Raw genomic sequence first — 17,329 nt, 5'->3', positions numbered from 1 at the left:
CGGAACCTACTGTGGGGGCATGGTTGACGCCGGCGAGATTCTCGACGGCTACGTCATCGATCGAGAAGTCGGTCGCGGCGGCCACGCCACCGTGTATCGAGCGCATGCGCTGCGACGGCCCGGCCGGCCGGTCGCCCTCAAGGTGCTCGATGCCGACCGGCGTAACCCGGCTCAGCAGGCCCGCCTGAACCGTGAATTCCGGTTGGTCCATCGGCTGCACCACCCCCACATCGTCGCGATGTATGAGCAGGGGGATTTCTGGCTGGCGATGCAATTCCTCGACGGCGGCAAATCCACCGGGCTGCAGAGCCGACCGGAGCGGCTGGCGACGCTGGCGCAGATCGCCGACGCGCTCGATTACCTGCACGGCGAGGGTATCGTGCATAGCGACGTCAAGCCAGCCAATATCCTTGTCGCCAAGGATTTTTCGCGTGGTGGAGCCTGTCTGATCGACTTCAGCGTGGCCCATGCGGTCGTCGACAACGTCTTTCGCCGCCCAACAGACCTTCAGGCGTCGCTGTCGTATGCCGCGCCGGAGCTGCTGCGCGGACGTGCACCAACGGCCGCCACCGACGAATACGCGCTGGCCTGCACCGCAGTCGAATTACTCACCGGCGCACCACCATACGAAGCCGACACCTCCACCGAACTGGTGCGGGCACACCTGCGCGGGATCGCGCCGCGACTCTCACCGAGGATGTCGTGGGCGTCGCGTTCGCTCGACACGGTCATCGCCCGAGCCATGGCCCGAGACCCCGAAATGCGCTACCAGTGCTGCTCGGAATTCGTCGAACACCTCAGCCGGGCGCTGAAGTCGTAGCGCTTTGCTCGGAGCGCTGCAGCAGCCGGACGAAATCCTCGACGGCCAGCGTCTCGCCGCGGCGTGACGGGTCGATGCTCGCGGCCAGCAGCCGGGTCGCCGACTCGTTGCCGGAGCCCGCCCACTCGGCGAAGGCATTGCGAGAAGTCTTGCGCCGCTGGGCGAATGCGATGTCGATCAGCTCGAACACTTGCCGGCGGAACGAGTCGTCGGTGGGCCAGGGTGAGCGCTCGTAGCGGTCGATGCGCACCAGCCCGGAGTAGACCCTTGGGATGGGCCAGAACACTGTCGGGGACACCGTGCCGTGCCGGCGCACCTGTCCGAAGAAGCGGCCTTTGACACTGGGCGCGCCGTACTCCTTGCCGCCGGGCTCGGCGGCGAGCCGTTCGGCGACCTCGGCCTGCACCATCACCGTCGCCGTGCGGACGGACGGAAACTCGGCCAGCAGGTGCAACAACGCGGGAACAGCGACGTTGTACGGCAAGTTCGCCACCACCGCTGAGGGCTCGTCGCCCACGTCCGCGGGGCCGACGGACAGCACGTCGCGGTTGAGCACCCGCAGTCGGTTGACCTCGCTGTGCGAATGCTCGGCCACGGTCTCCGGCAGCCGGTCGGCCAGCACCGGATCGATCTCGACCGCGCTGACTTTCGCGCCGCGGTCCAGCAGCGCAAGGGTCAGCGATCCCATCCCGGGGCCGACCTCCAGCACATGGTCGTGGCGGTGCACCCCGGCCGACGACACCACCCGCCGAACGGTATTGGCGTCATGGACGAAATTTTGGCCCAGCGATTTGCGGGGCCGGAAGTCGAGTTCTCTGGCCAACCGCCTGATCTCGGTTCGTCCGAGCAGTCGCACGGTCAGTGCGCCCCCGCCCTTCCGCTGCACACCGGCCACGCGCCCCAGCCCTGACGGGCCCGTGTCACCTCAGCGATGGTGATCTGCTCCTCACGCGTGGCGAGGTCTGCGCGCGGGGCATATCGCAGCCCCCCGTTGCGCTCCCAGGTTCCCTGATCGAATTGCACTCCCCCGTAATACCCGTTTCCGGTGTTGATCGCCCAGTTGCCGCCGGCCTCGCAGCGCGAGATGGCATCCCAGATGTCACCGTCGACGACCTCGGGAACCTCGGTGCCGGGTTTGGTGCCAACACGGACCACGGCCTCGCGGGCCGGTGTCACCACTGTGTTGGCGACCGGCAGTCGGCCGGTTTCCACGCCATTGACCTTGGCCACCGCAAACGTGACGTCCTGCGTGCCCGGGGTGCCCGGGTCCTCGATGACCTGTCGGCTGATGTTCATTTCCGGGTCCTCGACGCGACGCCGGGGTGGGGCCAGCGGCACCCGCTCGGTGACTTTCTCGATGCGATTGCGGGTCACCTGAATGTGCATGCCGTCGACCACCGGCGCCGACGCGGCCGGGGTGACTTGGTCGCTCTGCTCCAGCGGCGCGCCTGCCGCGGCGAGCAGCGCGCCGACGTTGGGTGCGGCCACATGCACGTTGTGAACGTTGCCGCCGTCGTCGACTTCGACGGTCTTGGCGCTCACGACCGGCAGGGCCATCCCGGCCAGCGGTACTCGGCTACCTCGAGAGGCCGCGGCGGGTGCGGTGTCGGTCATCGCGAGTTGGGCCAGCGCCTCGTCGACGGTGGAGGCCGTCGTCCAGACCTGCTTGACGTCGTGGCCGTCCAACGAGATCTGCAACGGCCGGCTGCGGCGCAACACGATGTTGTCGGCGTCGTGCACTCGGCTGTCACGGGCGGGGTAAAGGTCGTCGCGGTCGTCGACGTGGAAGCCGTTCTCCCTGATGATGTCGATGACCCGGGACTTCATCGTCGTCACCGTCATCGCGGTCCCGTCGACATTCAACGTCACGGTTTTGTACGTGGCGACCGCCATGGCCCCGGCGACGCTCAGCACCAGTAGCAGCGCGGCGACCAGAAGCCGCAGAATCGGCGATGAATTTTGGTGCAGTCTCGTTAGTACGTTCAACGCGCGTCTATACCCCGACCTCAGCAACCACTTCAGCAACAACCCTTGGACACACCAAAAGGGCCCTTGCGGGCCCCCGTTCGATCACAAGACGGTAACGAACCGGCCTACGCAGAGCAACACCCGACTCGCGCTCTTACTGGACTCTTAATTACCGCGTTCAAGCCCGTACACGCGGCGGGCGTTGGCGGTGGTCACCGTGGCCAAATCTTCGGCGCTGCGGTCGATGAGCTCCGCCAACGCCCGCACGGTGTAGGGCAGGCAGTAGGGCTCGTTGGGCGCGCCACGGTAGGGATGCGGAGCCAGAAACGGCGCGTCGGTCTCCACCAGCAGCTGCTCGGTGGGTATCAAACCAACCGCCTCCCGCAGCTCGCGCGCGTTGCGGAAGCTCACCGTTCCGGACAAGCTGATCAGCCAGCCCGCGTCCACGCACGCCCGCGCCATGGCACCGCCCGACGAGAAGCAATGAAAGATCACCGTCTCGGGCGCGCCCTCGGCGCGCAACACGTCGAGCACCTCGGCGTCGGCGTCACGGTTGTGGATCATCAGCGGCTTGCCGGTCCGCTTGGACAAGTCGATGTGCCAGGCGAACGCCTCCCGCTGCGCCGCGGGCTCCGCACACCCCTCGAGCCGCCCGGGCCAGTACATATCCATGCCGGTTTCGCCGACCGCCACCACCCGCGGGTGGGTGACCAGCTGCTCGATCTCGGCTCGAGCGGCGTCGGTGAGCGCGTTTGCCCGGGTCGGGTGCAGGGCGACCGCGGCATAGACCCGTGGATCCCAGTCGGCGGCCCGGGTCACCCAACGCGCCGACGCCAGGTCATCGGCGATGGTGACGACGGCCTCGACGCCCACTGCCGCGGCCCGGTCGACGATGGCGCGCACTGTGTGCGCATCGGTGGCACCGCACGCGTCCAGATGGGTGTGGGCGTCGACGAGCGGGGCCAGCGGCTCCGGAGCCGGCGGCGGTTGGCGTTTACCGGGCCGTTTCGAACTCACTTGCACACCATAAGGTGGTGTCTCGATGAAGCCCTTTTACGTGACCACGGCGATCACCTATCCCAACGGTGAGCCGCACATCGGGCATGCCTACGAATACATCGCCACCGACGCGATCGCCCGCTTCAAGCGCCTCGACGGTTTCGACGTGCGCTACCTGACCGGAACCGACGAACACGGCCTCAAGATGGTGGAGACAGCCGCGGCGGAAGGGATTCCGACCGCGCAGCTGGCCCGTCGCAACTCCGATGTGTTCCAACGGTTGCAGGAAAAGCTCAACATCTCCTTCGACCGGTTCATCCGCACCACCGATCCCGACCATCTGGCCGCATCCAAGGCGATCTGGCAGCGGATGGCCGACGCCGGCGATATCTACCTGGACTCCTATGCCGGCTGGTACTCGGTGCGCGACGAGCGGTTCCTGGTCGAGTCGGAGACCGTTGTCGCCGACGACGGCACCCGGGTCGCGGCCGAAACCGGCGCGCCGGTGACCTGGACCGAGGAGCAGACGTATTTCTTCCGGCTTTCGGCATACGCCGACAAGCTGCTCGCCCACTACCAGGCGCACCCGGAGTTCATCGCACCGGAGGTGCGCCGCAACGAGGTGATCAGCTTTGTCTCCGGCGGGCTGCGCGACCTGTCGATCTCGCGCACCTCGTTCGACTGGGGTGTGCCGGTACCCGGGCATCCCGACCACGTCATGTACGTCTGGGTCGACGCGCTGACGAACTACTTGACCGGCGTCGGCTATCCCGACACCGACTCGGAGCTGTTTCGCCGCTACTGGCCGGCGGATCTGCACATGATCGGCAAGGACATCATCCGGTTTCACACCGTCTACTGGCCGGCGTTTCTGATGTCAGCCGGAATCGAGCTTCCGCGAAGGGTTTTCGCGCATGGCTTCCTGCTCAATCGCGGCGAGAAAATGAGCAAGTCGGTGGGCAACGTCATCGACCCGAACACGCTGGTCGATACGTTCGGCCTGGATCAGGTGCGCTACTTTTTGCTGCGCGAGGTCCCGTTCGGCCAGGACGGCAGTTACAGCGACGAGGCGATCATCACCCGGACCAACACCGACCTGGCCAACGAACTGGGCAATCTGGCACAGCGATCACTGTCGATGATCGCCAAGAACCTGGACGGAATCGTGCCGGAGCCGGGCGAATTCACTGCCGACGACACCGAGTTGCTGACGATGGCTGACGGGCTGCTGGAACGAGTTCGGGCCGAATTCGATGCCCAGGCAATGCATTTAGGGTTGGAAGCGATCTGGTTGGTGCTCGGCGCCGCCAACCGTTATTTCTCCGCGCAGCAGCCGTGGGTGTTGCGCAAGAGCGAGTCGCCGGCCGATCAGACCCGGTTCGCCACCGTGCTCTACGTGACGTGCGAGGTGGTGCGCATCGCCGCGCTGCTGATTCAGCCCGTCATGCCCGATTCGGCGGCTCGACTGCTCGACCTGTTGGGACAGCCGCCCGAACAGCGGATGTTCAGCGCGATCGGCACCAGGTTGGCTCCCGGGACGCAGCTGCCGGCGCCGACAGCGGTGTTCCCGCGTTATCAGCCTGGCGAGTGATCTCGGTCACGCCATGTCACACCTGAGGACTCGGCGGTGTCTGGAGGGCACACCCCCCGAGAACAGGAGACAACAATGACCGACCAACACCCCCACGTCGTCGTCATCGGCGGCGGATACGCCGGAACCCTGGCCGCCAACCATCTGCGGCTGCGGCCCGACATGGACATCACCCTGGTGAATCCCCGCGCGATGTTCGTCGAGCGCATCCGGCTGCACCAACTCGCCGCCGGCACCCACACCGCGACCGTCGACTACGGCACCATGCTCGGAGAAGGCATTCAGCTCGCCGTCGGCACCGCCGAGCGCATCGACGCCGCCGACCGTAAGGTCGTGCTGGACTCCGGCGCGGTACTCGATTACGACTACCTCATCTATGCCGTGGGCAGCAACGCGTCTGCACCCGAATTCGCCTATCCCGTCGGGGAATTCGAGCACGCACAGCGGTTGCGCGCTGCGCTTGACGAGCTGCACCCCGCCTCCCCCGTCACGGTGGTCGGTGGCGGCTTGACCGGTATCGAAACGGCATCCGAGCTTGGCGAGCAGGGCCGGCGGGTCACGCTGGTCTGCGGCGGGGTGCTGGGGCCGTCACTGGCCGACATCGGCCGGCGTTCGGTGGCCAAGGCCCTGGCGCGCCTCGGCGTCGAGGTGCTCGAGACCGCCACAGTGACCGAGGTGCGGCCCGACGCGGTGGTGCTCGGCGACGGCACCGTGTTGCCCAGCGCGGTGACGGTGTGGACGGCAGGCTTCGGCGTGCCGGTGCTGGCCGCGCGCAGCGGACTGCGCACCGACACCCTGGGCCGTCTGCTCACCGACGAGACGCTGACCAGCGTCGACGACCCGCACATCGTGGCCGCCGGCGATGCCGCCGCGCCGTCGGGTGAGCCGCTGCGGATGAGTTGCCAGGCCGCGATCCCGCTCGGCGCCCAGGCCGCCAACACCGTGCTGAGTCGTCTCGCCGGCACCGAGCCGGTGCCGCTCGACCAGGCGTTCACCGGGCAGTGCATCAGCCTGGGCCGCAGCTACGCCACCGTCCAGCTCGCCCGCCGGGACGACACCCCGATCAGCGTGGCGATCGGCGGGCGGTTCGGTGCCCCGATCAAGGAGGCGGTGTGCAAGGGCACCGTCTGGGGTATCCGGCGCGAGGCGGCCAAGCCCGGCTGGTACCGGTGGCTCAAGGGCGGCAAGCGGCCGCAGCAGATCGCGGAGACGGCGGACACGGCGGTCACGGTATCGTGACCGCCCCGCCCAACGAACACGCCGAACGGTTCACTTTACTGAGGCCGTTGCTGTTCACCATCGCCTACGAAATCCTCGGCAGCGCAAGCGAAGCCGACGACGTCCTGCAAGACAGCTATCTACGGTGGGCCGAGGTGGACCTGGCGGACGTGCGCGACACCAAGTCGTACCTGGCCCGGCTGGTCACCCGTCAGTCGCTCAATGCGCTGCGGGCCGGCGCCCGCCGCCGCGAGGACTACGTCGGGCCGTGGCTGCCCGAGCCGCTGCTGCTCGACGAGCAGGATCCGTCCGCGGACGTGGTGCTGGCCGAATCGGTGTCGATGGCGATGCTGGTGCTGCTCGAGACGCTCACTCCCGACGAGCGTGCGGTGTTCGTGCTGCGCGAGGTCTTCGGGTTCGACTATGACGAAATCGCGGACGCCGTAGGCAAATCCGCGCCGACCGTGCGACAGATAGCGCACCGGGCCCGCGAACATGTCCAGGCGCGACGAAGGCGCTTCACCCCGGTCGACCCGGAGCAGCCTGCGCGTATCACCGCCGAATTCATGGCCGCGGCGTCGAGCGGCGATGTCGAGGGCGTGCTGGCACTGCTGGCGCCCGACGTGACGTGGACGGCCGACAGCGGCGGCAAGGTCAGCGCGGCGCGCCGGCCGGTGGTCGGAGCCGACAAGGTCGCCCGTGCGGTCGTCGGCCTGATCAGCCGGGCCATGCAGCTTCCCGACGTCCGGGTGGAAACGGTGGTATGCAACGCCGCGCCCGCGGTGGTGCTCTACCGCGGGGACCATCTCGAAGGCGTGTTCACCGTCGAAATCATCGACGGCAAGATCACCAACTTCTACGTGATGCGCAACCCGGACAAGCTGACGATGGTGACCACCCCACACGAGATCAGCCGGGTCTGAGCGTCTGCAAAGCTGGGACGGTGCGAACCGACCGGCTCGGCGATCTTGGCGATGCACCACAGGTGCTGCGCGGGGTCGGCGACGCCACGTCTCGACTCGGTCTGCCACCACCCGCCGCGCTGACCGGCGACTGGTTCAGCGCGCGGGCGGTGATCGCGCCCAGCGTGTCGGTGCAACCGGTCGACGCGGCCGACGTGTTCGCCGTGCGCCCGGGCTGCGATGACACGGTGGTGGGCGGTGGCTGGATCGGCTATCTGTCCTATCCCGATGCCGGTGCCGACAACCGTGTGCCCCGAATTCCCGAAGCCGCCGGCGGCTGGACGGATTGCGTATTGCGCTGCGATCGCGACGGTCAATGGTGGTACGAGAGCCTGTCGGGGGCGCCGATGCCGCAGTGGCTGGCCGATGCGCTGGCCGGACCGGCGCCGGCGCGGTCGTGCCGGATCGACTGGGACGCGGCCGACCGGCCGACGCATCGCGACGGAGTGCTGGCCTGCCTAGAGGCGATCAGCGCCGGCGAGATCTACCAGGCCTGTGTGTGCACTCAATTCAGTGGAACGGTCGAGGGCGCTCCGCTGGATTTCTTCGCCGACGCCGTGGAGCGCACCGCCCCGGCCCGCGCCGCCTACCTTGCCGGTCCCTGGGGGGCGGTGGCGTCGCTGTCACCGGAGCTGTTCTTGTGCCGCCGCGGCGACGTCGTCACGTCCAGCCCGATCAAAGGCACATTGCCGTTGGACGCCCGCCCTTCCGCGTTGCGCGCTTCGGTCAAAGACGTCGCCGAGAACATCATGATCGTCGACTTGGTCCGCAACGACTTGAGCCGGGTGGCGCTCACCGGAACGGTCACGGTGCCCGAGCTGCTCGTGGTCCGGCCCGCGCCCGGTGTGTGGCATTTGGTGTCGACGGTGTCGGCGCAAGTGCCCGCCGAGCTGCCGACATCTGAACTCCTAGACGCCGCATTCCCGCCCGCTTCGGTCACCGGAACACCGAAATTGCGTGCGCGGCAGCTGATCTCCCAATGGGAGGGCTTCAGACGTGGAGTCTATTGCGGCACAGTCGGTTTAGCATCACCGGTGGCAGGTTGCGAGCTCAACGTCGCTATCCGCACCGTCGAGTTCGACAGTGCAGGCAACGTTGTGTTGGGCGCCGGTGGAGGCATCACCGCAGACTCCGACGTGGACGCCGAATGGGATGAATGCCTGCACAAAGCGGCGCCGATCCTGTCAGCTTCTCGACCGCAATACCGCGTCGTAGAGCTCACGCCGTGACACCGGCGTACCGGATACCACCTGCGCGCACGCATCCTTAACCCGAATTCCTTGCCGGGTAAGCTCTTCCACCTCGGCCACCAATGCCGGCACGTCGGCGCACGGAATGGCACCGGCCAGCACCACGGTGATCTCACCCAGCATGTCGTCAGCCGCCCAGGACGCCAGCTCGTCGAGTGTTCCCCGGACGATTTCCTCGTGCACCTTGGTGAGCTCTCGGCACACCACCGCGCGCCGCTCACCGCCCAACTGCTCGACGGCATCGGCCAGGCACGCAGCCAGCCGGCGTGGCGATTCGAAGAACACACAGGTGCGACGCTCGTCGGCCAGCGACGCCAACCAGCTTCGGCGGGCCGAGGACTTACGCGGGGCGAACCCCTCGAAACAGAACCTGTCCGACGGCAGCCCGGACACCGCCAAGGCGGTGATCACCGCCGACGGACCCGGCAGGCACCCCACCGGCAGACCGGCGTCGACGCACGCGACGACCAGCCGGTACCCCGGGTCGTTGATCACCGGCATCCCGCCGTCGCTGACCACCAGCACCGTCGCTCCGGCTTTCACCGCGTCGACCAGTGCGGGCGCCCGGGTTGCCTCGTTGTGGTCGTGGAGGCTGACCACCCTGCCGCCAATGTGCACACCGAGGGCCTTGGCCAGCGTCCGGATCCGCCGGGTGTCCTCGGCGGCAATGACATCGGCAGAACCCAATGCGGCAATCAGCCGCGGTGACGCGTCTGACGGCTGACCCAGCGGCGTGGCCCCCAGTAATAGTCGACCAGCGCTCACCCGTCACAGCTTACGATCGATGTGATGACCGCCCCGCCCGTCGACATCGCCGCCGCCGAGCGGGCGGTGCCCGTCATCAGCCCCGGACCGCTGGCGCCGGTCGCGGACTTCGGTCCAACTGACCGGTTGCGAGGTTGGGCGGTGACCGCGGTGATCACCGCGTTGGCGGCACTGAGCCGGCTGGTGAACCTGGGCTCGCCCACCGATGCGGGCACACCGATCTTCGACGAGAAGCATTACGCGCCGCAGGCCTGGCAGATGCTGCACAACCACGGCGTCGAGGACAACCCCGGCTACGGCCTCGTCGTGCACCCACCGGTGGGCAAGCAGCTGATCGCCCTCGGCGAGGCGATTTTCGGCTACAACGGCGTGGGTTGGCGGTTCACCGGTGCGGTGCTCGGTGTGTTGATGGTCGCGCTGGTGGTACGCATCGTTCGGCGGATCAGCCGCTCGACGTTGGTCGGCGGCATCGCCGGTCTGCTGCTGATCGGCGACGGCGTCAGCTTTGTGGCGTCGCGCACCGCGCTGCTCGACGGGTTTCTGGCGTTCTTCGTCGTCGCGACGTTCGGGGCGCTGATCGTCGACCGTGATCAGGTCCGCCAGCGAATGCATGTCGCGCTGATGCAGAACCGCATTGCGGAAACGCCGTGGGGGCCGCGGTTGGGGGTGCGCTGGTGGCGATTCGGAGCCGGGGTGCTACTCGGATTAGCCTGTGCCACAAAATGGTCCGGCTTGTACTTCGTCCTGTTTTTCGGGCTGATGTCGTTGGCCTTCGACGTGTCCGCGCGCCGCGCTTATCGGGTGCCCAGACCGTGGCTGGGAACGCTGTGGCGCGACGCGGTTCCGACGGGCTATGCGATGGGGCTCATTCCGTTCGCGGTGTACCTGGCAAGCTATGCGCCGTGGTTTGCCTCCGAGACGGCGATCAACCGGCACGAAGTCGGCCAGTCGATCGGGGTGCAACCAAGCTTCCCGATGCCGGACGCCCTTCGATCGCTGTGGCATTACACCTATAAAGCATACGAATTCCATTCCGGGCTAACGAATTCCGCGGGTAACCATCATCCCTGGGAGTCCAAGCCGTGGACTTGGCCGATGTCATTGCGGCCGGTGCTCTACGCCATCGACCAGCACGACGTTCCCGGTTGCGGCGCGCAGTCGTGCGTGAAAGCGGTGATGCTGGTCGGCACACCCGCGATGTGGTGGCTTTCAGTCCCCGTGCTCGGCTATGCGCTGTGGCGGGCGTTCGTGCGGCGCGACTGGCGCTATGCGGTGGTATTGGTCGGCTATTGCGCGGGCTGGCTGCCCTGGTTCGCCGACATCGACCGACAGATGTACTTCTTCTACGCGGCCACCATGGCGCCGTTTTTGGTCATGGCGATCGCGTTGATACTCGGGGACATCCTGTACCAGCCTGGTCAAAGCCAGGAGCGGCGCACACTCGGGTTGATCGTCGTATCCTGTTACGTCGCTTTGGTGTTGACCAATTTCGCGTGGCTGTATCCGGTTCTCAGCGGCCAGCCGATATCGCAGTCCACCTGGAACATGGAAATCTGGCTGCCCAGCTGGCGCTAGTGCCGCGCACCAGCCTCCTTACGCGTTGAGATTGCGCTCAGGGTCGTTGTTTTGCGTTATCCACAGCCCTGGGCGCAATCTGAACGCGGGCGACGTCGCCGCCGGCCCAATATTGGCGGATGCCTGAAGTGTTCGTCGGCACAGAGATGCTCGCCAGCGGCACGCTAACCAGGGGACAGCTGCGCTGGAACTACAACGCGATCTTCCCGGGCATCTATGTGGCGAACACGGCGACCCCATCGCTGCGGCGCAACACCATCGGCGCGTGGCTCTGGTCGGGGCGCAACGGCGTCATCGCCGGGCGCGCTGCGGCAGCGCTGCACGGCGCCCTCTGGGTTAATGCAGATACACCGATCGAGATGATCTGGCGCAGCGGGCGTCCACCGTTGGGCATTGTGGTGCGCAACGAGCGGATTGAGGCTGACGAGGTCGTCGAAGTCGACGGGATACCGGTGACCAGTCCGGCAAGGACTGCGCTGGATATCGCCCGGCACCTGCCGCGTGACCTCGCCGTGCAGCACCTCGATGCGTTGGCCTGCGCCGCGGGTGTAACAGCATGCGATGCGCTTTCACTGGCGCAGCGCTACCCCAGGGGTCGGGGCCTGCGTCGCTGCCAGGTCGCCCTCTCGCTAATGGACTCGGGCGCTCAATCGCCGAAGGAAACATGGTTGCGGCTACTACTCATCGACGCCGGACTGCCCGCGCCGCGAACGCAAATCAGGGTCAGCGACGGTGTCAATGAGGCATTCATCGACATGGACTACGACGAACCGATGGTGGGCCTTGACTATGACGGCCAGCAACACAGCACCGATCGCCAGCGGTATGTACACGACATCGGGCGTGCAGAACTGATCGAGCGCCAAGGTTGGATCGACATTCGCGTGGTCGCCGAACACAGCCGGCGATTCATCCTGCATCGGGTGTCGGAACCCTTCGCCCGTCGGGGATATCCGATTGCGCCGACTAACCACGCGCGCTAGAGCATCCCGAGCTGCTTCATCAGCGACAACACGTCGACGACCCCCCAGGTCTCGACGACTCGACCGTTGACGAAGCGGAAGATGAAGATCTCGTTGTACGTCACGGATTTGCCGGTAGGTGCCAAGCCCATGTATTCGCCCCGGTGCGTCCCGGTAACGGTATTGCGGACCACGACCTTGTCCCCCTCGGCGATCATGTCCTCGACCGCGAGATGCAAGTCGGGGAAGGCCCGCAGGAGCATCGCCCATACCTGCTTGAGCGCCGCCGCCCCCGTGCCGTCAACCGGCGCCGGCGTGCGGATCAGCGCATCGGGCTCGACCAGCTCGTCGATCACCTTCGAGATGACTTGCAGATCACCCGTATTCACCGCGTCGTGGAAACGGCTGAACGAGACTTTGTTGATGGTTTCCGGTGCGGTCGGCATTGAGCTCCTCACGGGCTAGATCACAGCGGGTCACGGGTGGCCGGACACGCCATGCAGCGCGGCCCGCCGCGGCCGGTGCCCAACTCGGACGCGGCGATGGTGAGCACCTCGATGCCGGCCTCCTGCAAGCGTGCGTTGGTCTGGGTGTTGCGCTCGTAGGCGACGACGACGCCGGGCGCCAACGCCAGGGTGTTGTTGCCGTCGTCCCATTGTTCGCGTTCGGCGACGACGGGATCCAAACCGGTGCTGATGATGCGCAGCTTGTCCACCCCGATCGCCGCGGCGGCGGCCTCGACGAACCGCGCCTCGTCGGAGATCTTCACGCCGTCGGGCGTGCGTGCAATGGTGAACGCCGACAACGTCTCGACGACATTGGCGAACATCACCATCGCGTCGGTGTCGACCATGGTGCACACCGTGTCCAGATGCATCTGCGCGCGTTTCTGCTCGATCGGCACGGCCAACACCGTTTCCGCGAGATCGTCGTCAAACAAGCTGCGCGCCAACGCTTCCGCTCCGGCCGGAGTGGTCCGCTCCCCCACGCCGACCGCGATCACACCCGGCGCGAGCAGCAACACGTCACCGCCTTCCACCGGCGCGGTGTGCGATTCGTAGGCGCGACGCACCCCGGTGAACCGCGGATGGTGGGCGTAGATCAGGTCCGTCAACGATGCCTCTCGGGCCCGCGCCGGCAGCGCCAGCGACGGGATGATCACCCGCGGCCCGACCCAGATCGACGAGTCGCGGGTGAACACCAGATTGGGCAACGGCTCGATGACGTAGTCGCGGCCATGATGCATCAGCCGCACCAACGACACGTCGGTTTGGGTGTCCGACGGCAGCTCGGCAAAAGTCATGCCCGCGGTCAGCACGTGCGCCAACTCCGCCGGCGGCAGGCCGCGCAGGTAGGCCGAAAGTTCCTGGGCCAGAGGTAATCCCAACCGACGGGCATCGACCGCGGCGGCGATCCCCTGCATGCGGGCGGCGCCGCTTTCCAGCGCTTCGGTCAGCAGCTCGGAAAGCAGCAGCACCTCGACGCCGTGCGAGCGCAACAGCTCGGCGAATGCGTCGTGTTCCTCCTGCGCGCGGGCGACCCAGGGCAATCCGTCGAACAGCAGCGAGTCGGTGTTGTCCGGTGTGAGCCGGCGCAGCTCAGCGCCCGGTCGGTGCAGGATGGCGACCCGCAGCGTCCCCACCTCGGAATCGAGGCCCAACTCACTCACACTTAGCACGGTAATGCCAACCGCCACCCTCAAGTATGGTTCAGGTATATGGACAACCCCGAGCTGTCGCCGGGCGAGCTGGCCACCCGGGCGGGCGTCGCGATCTCGACGCTGCATTTCTACGAGCGGAAGGGGCTGATCAGCAGCCGGCGCACGTCAGGCAATCAGCGCCGGTACTCGCGCGACACGCTTCGGCGGGTGGCATTCATCCGGATGTCGCAGCGGCTGGGGATCCCGCTGGCCCGCGTCCGAAACGCGTTGGCCACCCTGCCCACCGACCGGGTGCCCACCAGCAGGGACTGGGCACGGCTGTCCGCCGGCTGGCGCGCCGACCTCGACCACCGGATCGTGCACCTGCAGCGGCTGCGCGACAACCTCGCCGACTGCATCGGCTGCGGTTGCCTGAGCCTGCGCAGTTGTGCCCTGTTCAATCCCGGCGACGTCCTGGCCGAACAGGGACCCGGCGCGGTCCGGCTCGAATAGGATTCGAACGTCCGTGCGATAAGCTGGGCGGTGTGGCGTTGCCGGTCCAGGAGTCGTTGTTCGACTGCAACGAGCGCAGAGCGCTCGGCGCCGGCGCCTGGATCGACATCCGCTCCGGCTGGTTGACCGGCGCCGACGAGCTGTTCGACGAATTGCTCAGCGTCGTGCCGTGGCGCGCCGAGCGGCGCCCGATGTATGACCGGGTGGTCGACGTGCCGCGGCTGGTGAGCTTTCACGACCTGGTCGCCGATGACCCGCCACACCCGCGGCTGGCGCAACTGCGGCGCCGGCTCAACGACATCTACGCGGGCGAGCTGGGCGAGCCGTTCACCACGGCCGGGCTGTGCTTGTACCGAGACGGCTCCGATAGCGTCGCCTGGCACGGCGACACCATCGGCCGCAGCAGCACCGAAGACACCATGGTGGCCATCGTCGGCCTCGGCGCCACCCGTACCTTCGCGATGCGGCCACGCGGCGGGGGACCGTCGCTGCGGCTGCCGCAGGCGCACGGCGATCTGTTGGTGATGGGCGGATCATGCCAGCGGACCTGGGAGCACTCGGTCCCCAAGACGTCGGGATGCGCCGGCCCGCGGATCAGTATCCAGTTCCGCCCGAGGGACGTTCGCTAGCTGCGGATCGCGGCGACGGCCTTCACGAGCAATTCACGCGCCCGGTTGATGTCGACGGGGGGCACGGGCTGGTCGGGTGCCAGCACGGGATTGGCGGTGACGATCACCTGGTAGTCGCCGAAGTGAGCGGAGTAGTTGTACAGCTCGCCGGTGCGGGGTTTGCCTTGGACCACCGTTTGCAGCACCCGGTGCACACCGAGGGTCTGTGCCCCCGCGATTTTCGGTGCGTCGACGACCTCGACAACCCCGCGCACCCGGCCTCCGACGAATCCGACTTGCTTGCAGTTCTTTCCGGGCTCGTTGACGGGCACCGGCTGATTGGTCTGCACCGCGATGGCGATGAAGCGGTTACCGTCACCCTCGGCCGCCACCGCGGCCATGTTGCCCTGCAGGCCTGGCGGCATGTCCTCGCCGGTGACGAACTTCGCGCAGTCGGGTGGTTGAAACTTGACTCCCTCTGGAAGCTTGTGCGGCGCCAGGACCTTCGGATCGATACCGGTCTTGGGAGTGTCTTTGACCTTGAACTCGGGACCGAAGCTGGACTTCACCGTGGAGATCTTGGTGATGTCGGCAGAGGTCGAGGCGGAGTCGGAGGATCCGCATGCGGCCAGGCAAAGCACGCATCCGATCACGAGGGCAGCCCTAATCATCGTGGTCAATGTACGCTAGCGCCGCCGTCAACGACGTAACTCGGTCACTGTTTTCACCAGCAGGTCGGCGGCCAGTTGAGGCGGTAGCGGTGGTTGCGCCGACCCGGGGTCGGTGACCAGCGTGGTGAATGCGTAATAGCTTCCTAAATATGCAGTGAAAGTTGTTGCCTGAGAGACGATTTGACCACCACCTTCAACCGGGGCGATGGTTTCGCTGGCCATCCCGAGGGTTTCGACGCCGTCGAGTTGAGGGGGTGCGACGAGGTGCACGCGGACGTTAGCGCTGCCGTTGGTCATTGTCCATTGCGGGCAATCGAGGACCAGCACGGGATCCAAATGCACCTGCGCCGCCGCGACGACCGCGAAGATGGTCCCGCCGCTGCCCGATCCTGAGACCCCTTGCGGAGATTCGCCATGACCGCCGCCGAGGTCGGCAAGCGCCCCGCAGTGCGCGGGATCCGCGGTCCAGTTCGGGCCCAGTCCCCAGACTGCCGGCGGCGCCGCGACGCCGTAAACGTTGGTCACCTCGTAGCCGGGCGGCATATCGTGGCCGACCCGTTTGATGTTCACGGGCTTGACGGGGTGAATCGTGAGGCTCTGCACGGATGCCGTTTCGGCGCCCGGCGCATGGGCGCAGCCGGCGGTCAGCAGAACTGCCATCGCGCCGATCAACCCGGGCCGCATCCGATGCCGTTCTAACCGACAGCCCGGATCACTTGCCGCGCAACGCGTTCGACCTGGCCGATCAGATCGCCATCGAGAGGCAGATCGCGCGGGTCAGGAACGTCAATGACCGTGGTGACGACCCCGGGGTCGTCGCGTTTCCAGAACGCCCCGTAACGGTCGAGGATGGTCCGCATCGCCAGGTTGTCGGAAAGCACCCGCGCGGAAAACCTTTGGACGCCGTCAACTCGGGCGGCGACGGACAGGACCGCGATCAAAAGGGTGCCGACTCCCCGACCCTGGTAGACATCGGCGACGGTGAACGCCACCTCGGCCACGGCCCGGTCGTCGTCGTCGCGAACGAAGCGGGCATCCGCGACCACGCTGCCGTCCGCCTCGGTGATCACCCACACAAAGTGGTCGACGTAGTCGACCTCGGCCAGGTAGTCCATCAGGGCCGGACTGGGAACTCGCGGGGACATGAACCGTCGGTACAGGGTCTCACTGGAGAACTGAATGTGCCCGTGCAACGTCCGTTCACTGTCGCCGGGCAACACCGGGCGAAGCTGCAATTCGGCGCCGTCGCGGGTCTGGATCGGGATCGGGGTGATGAACGCGGCCAGCCGCTGACGGACCGTCCGCACCAGCCGCTGCATGATGCCCGGGATGTGCACCATCCGGGCGAACGCGTCGTTGTCGCCGATCCAGCCGGTCAACGGTTCGGTGGTGGTGACGGTCGCGGTGCGCGGGATGTCACGTAGCAGGGCGATTTCGCCGACGATGGTGCCCGCGGCGACGTGCTCGACGATGACGACACCGTCATCGCCCACGTGCTTGATCTCCGCACCGCCGGAGGAGATGAGTAGGAAGGAAACCGCCTGCTCACCCTGCTGCATGAGCACCTGGCCGGCACCGGCCTGCAGTGCCTGCAGGCTGGCGGCCAGCGGCATCAAGTCCTCCGGCGGACATCCCTTGAAGATGTCCATCGCGGCGAGTTCATCGGCTCGCAAACTGGCCAGTTCGGTCACCGTGATAGCCGCTCCCCATCCGTCAGATGCTGCCCAGGCTATGGCCTTCGCTTCGGCCACGGCAAGGATGCGCCGGGTGGGTGCGACAGACTACGGG

At 66.8% G+C, this 17,329-nt stretch carries 18 protein-coding genes; 9 read left to right on the top strand and 9 right to left on the bottom strand.

Annotated elements, in window-relative coordinates:
* The first annotated feature begins 19 nt into the window (after window positions 1-19).
* On the top strand, window positions 20-820 hold the full coding sequence (locus tag MSP7336_RS10715) for a serine/threonine-protein kinase (RefSeq protein WP_113963674.1): 801 nt from the start codon (window positions 20-22) through the stop codon (window positions 818-820).
* Here the strand turns inward: MSP7336_RS10715 and rsmA are convergent.
* The 3 genes from rsmA to MSP7336_RS10700 form a co-directional block, all read right to left on the bottom strand.
* Window positions 798-1,715: a 16S rRNA (adenine(1518)-N(6)/adenine(1519)-N(6))-dimethyltransferase RsmA gene (gene rsmA, locus MSP7336_RS10710; RefSeq protein WP_069396120.1), complete on the bottom strand. Its 918-nt coding sequence runs from the start codon at window positions 1,713-1,715 to the stop codon at window positions 798-800. The two genes, MSP7336_RS10715 and rsmA, sit on opposite strands and share 23 nt — an antisense overlap.
* Entirely contained in the window at window positions 1,679-2,806 is a 1,128-nt protein-coding gene (locus tag MSP7336_RS10705; protein ID WP_069396121.1) for a resuscitation-promoting factor, read from the bottom strand. The genes rsmA and MSP7336_RS10705 overlap by 37 nt, the downstream gene beginning before the upstream one ends.
* A gap of 147 nt (window positions 2,807-2,953) precedes the next feature.
* A complete protein-coding gene (locus MSP7336_RS10700; protein WP_069396122.1) occupies window positions 2,954-3,811 on the bottom strand; it encodes a TatD family hydrolase in 858 nt (285 codons plus the stop codon).
* Between the two features lie 19 nt (window positions 3,812-3,830).
* Here MSP7336_RS10700 and metG point away from each other — a divergent pair, with 19 nt between their 5' ends.
* From metG to MSP7336_RS10680, 4 genes are all read left to right on the top strand, one after another.
* A complete protein-coding gene (gene metG, locus MSP7336_RS10695) occupies window positions 3,831-5,378 on the top strand; it encodes a methionine--tRNA ligase (protein WP_069396123.1) in 1,548 nt (515 codons plus the stop codon).
* Window positions 5,379-5,453: 75 nt separating this feature from the next.
* A complete protein-coding gene (locus MSP7336_RS10690) occupies window positions 5,454-6,617 on the top strand; it encodes an NAD(P)/FAD-dependent oxidoreductase (RefSeq protein WP_113963673.1) in 1,164 nt (387 codons plus the stop codon).
* Entirely contained in the window at window positions 6,614-7,519 is a 906-nt protein-coding gene (locus MSP7336_RS10685; RefSeq protein WP_372507658.1) for an RNA polymerase sigma-70 factor, read from the top strand. The genes MSP7336_RS10690 and MSP7336_RS10685 overlap by 4 nt, the downstream gene beginning before the upstream one ends.
* 20 nt (window positions 7,520-7,539) lie before the next feature.
* Window positions 7,540-8,787 (top strand): aminodeoxychorismate synthase component I, encoded by a 1,248-nt coding sequence (locus MSP7336_RS10680; RefSeq protein WP_069396125.1) that lies wholly within the window; start codon window positions 7,540-7,542, stop codon window positions 8,785-8,787.
* Here the strand turns inward: MSP7336_RS10680 and rsmI are convergent.
* Window positions 8,743-9,573, bottom strand: a complete 831-nt coding sequence (gene rsmI / locus MSP7336_RS10675; RefSeq protein WP_113963672.1) for a 16S rRNA (cytidine(1402)-2'-O)-methyltransferase — start codon at window positions 9,571-9,573, stop codon at window positions 8,743-8,745. The two genes, MSP7336_RS10680 and rsmI, sit on opposite strands and share 45 nt — an antisense overlap.
* A gap of 24 nt (window positions 9,574-9,597) precedes the next feature.
* Here rsmI and MSP7336_RS10670 point away from each other — a divergent pair, with 24 nt between their 5' ends.
* On the top strand, window positions 9,598-11,148 hold the full coding sequence (locus MSP7336_RS10670; RefSeq protein ID WP_113963671.1) for a dolichyl-phosphate-mannose--protein mannosyltransferase: 1,551 nt from the start codon (window positions 9,598-9,600) through the stop codon (window positions 11,146-11,148).
* A 119-nt stretch (window positions 11,149-11,267) separates the two neighbouring features.
* Window positions 11,268-12,131, top strand: a complete 864-nt coding sequence (locus MSP7336_RS10665) for a hypothetical protein (protein ID WP_113963670.1) — start codon at window positions 11,268-11,270, stop codon at window positions 12,129-12,131.
* Here MSP7336_RS10665 and MSP7336_RS10660 read toward each other — a convergent pair.
* A complete protein-coding gene (locus tag MSP7336_RS10660; protein WP_069396129.1) occupies window positions 12,128-12,556 on the bottom strand; it encodes an ester cyclase in 429 nt (142 codons plus the stop codon). The two genes, MSP7336_RS10665 and MSP7336_RS10660, sit on opposite strands and share 4 nt — an antisense overlap.
* Before the next feature lie 20 nt (window positions 12,557-12,576).
* On the bottom strand, window positions 12,577-13,779 hold the full coding sequence (arcA, locus tag MSP7336_RS10655; RefSeq protein WP_425325741.1) for an arginine deiminase: 1,203 nt from the start codon (window positions 13,777-13,779) through the stop codon (window positions 12,577-12,579).
* A gap of 48 nt (window positions 13,780-13,827) precedes the next feature.
* Here arcA and soxR point away from each other — a divergent pair, with 48 nt between their 5' ends.
* Window positions 13,828-14,262 carry a redox-sensitive transcriptional activator SoxR gene (gene soxR, locus MSP7336_RS10650; protein WP_069396130.1) on the top strand — a complete coding sequence of 145 codons (435 nt, stop codon included), beginning with the start codon at window positions 13,828-13,830 and terminating at the stop codon, window positions 14,260-14,262.
* Window positions 14,263-14,294: 32 nt separating this feature from the next.
* Window positions 14,295-14,891: an alpha-ketoglutarate-dependent dioxygenase AlkB gene (locus tag MSP7336_RS10645; protein ID WP_069396131.1), complete on the top strand. Its 597-nt coding sequence runs from the start codon at window positions 14,295-14,297 to the stop codon at window positions 14,889-14,891.
* On the opposite strand, the gene MSP7336_RS10640 is transcribed toward MSP7336_RS10645, so the two are convergent.
* The 3 genes from MSP7336_RS10640 to MSP7336_RS10630 are packed head-to-tail and all read right to left on the bottom strand — an operon-like array spanning window position 14,888 to window position 17,190.
* Window positions 14,888-15,541: a DUF5642 family protein gene (locus MSP7336_RS10640; protein ID WP_084226438.1), complete on the bottom strand. Its 654-nt coding sequence runs from the start codon at window positions 15,539-15,541 to the stop codon at window positions 14,888-14,890. The two genes, MSP7336_RS10645 and MSP7336_RS10640, sit on opposite strands and share 4 nt — an antisense overlap.
* 27 nt (window positions 15,542-15,568) lie before the next feature.
* The gene (locus tag MSP7336_RS10635) at window positions 15,569-16,225 is read right to left on the bottom strand and encodes a DUF5642 family protein (protein ID WP_069396133.1); all 657 of its coding nucleotides are present in this window, start codon (window positions 16,223-16,225) and stop codon (window positions 15,569-15,571) included.
* 11 nt (window positions 16,226-16,236) lie between these two features.
* A complete protein-coding gene (locus MSP7336_RS10630; RefSeq protein ID WP_069396193.1) occupies window positions 16,237-17,190 on the bottom strand; it encodes a GNAT family N-acetyltransferase in 954 nt (317 codons plus the stop codon).
* Window positions 17,191-17,329 lie beyond the last annotated feature (139 nt).

The organism is Mycobacterium shimoidei (assembly GCF_900417275.1).
GTDB lineage: Bacteria > Actinomycetota > Actinomycetes > Mycobacteriales > Mycobacteriaceae > Mycobacterium > Mycobacterium shimoidei.
This window is presented reverse-complemented; position numbering and strand designations above follow the sequence as displayed.

What these genes read in the sequence shown, in the direction of transcription:
- MSP7336_RS10715 (WP_113963674.1), top strand. Translation starts at nt 20, where the DNA reads ATGGTTGACGCCGGCGAGATTCTCGACGGCTACGTCATCGATCGAGAA.
- metG (WP_069396123.1), top strand. Translation starts at nt 3,831, where the DNA reads ATGAAGCCCTTTTACGTGACCACGGCGATCACCTATCCCAACGGTGAG.
- MSP7336_RS10690 (WP_113963673.1), top strand. Translation starts at nt 5,454, where the DNA reads ATGACCGACCAACACCCCCACGTCGTCGTCATCGGCGGCGGATACGCC.
- MSP7336_RS10670 (WP_113963671.1), top strand. Translation starts at nt 9,598, where the DNA reads ATGACCGCCCCGCCCGTCGACATCGCCGCCGCCGAGCGGGCGGTGCCC.
- MSP7336_RS10665 (WP_113963670.1), top strand. Translation starts at nt 11,268, where the DNA reads ATGCCTGAAGTGTTCGTCGGCACAGAGATGCTCGCCAGCGGCACGCTA.
- MSP7336_RS10660 (WP_069396129.1), bottom strand. Translation starts at nt 12,556, where the DNA reads ATGCCGACCGCACCGGAAACCATCAACAAAGTCTCGTTCAGCCGTTTC.
- soxR (WP_069396130.1), top strand. Translation starts at nt 13,828, where the DNA reads ATGGACAACCCCGAGCTGTCGCCGGGCGAGCTGGCCACCCGGGCGGGC.
- MSP7336_RS10640 (WP_084226438.1), bottom strand. Translation starts at nt 15,541, where the DNA reads ATGATTAGGGCTGCCCTCGTGATCGGATGCGTGCTTTGCCTGGCCGCA.
- MSP7336_RS10635 (WP_069396133.1), bottom strand. Translation starts at nt 16,225, where the DNA reads ATGCGGCCCGGGTTGATCGGCGCGATGGCAGTTCTGCTGACCGCCGGC.
- MSP7336_RS10630 (WP_069396193.1), bottom strand. Translation starts at nt 17,190, where the DNA reads ATGGACATCTTCAAGGGATGTCCGCCGGAGGACTTGATGCCGCTGGCC.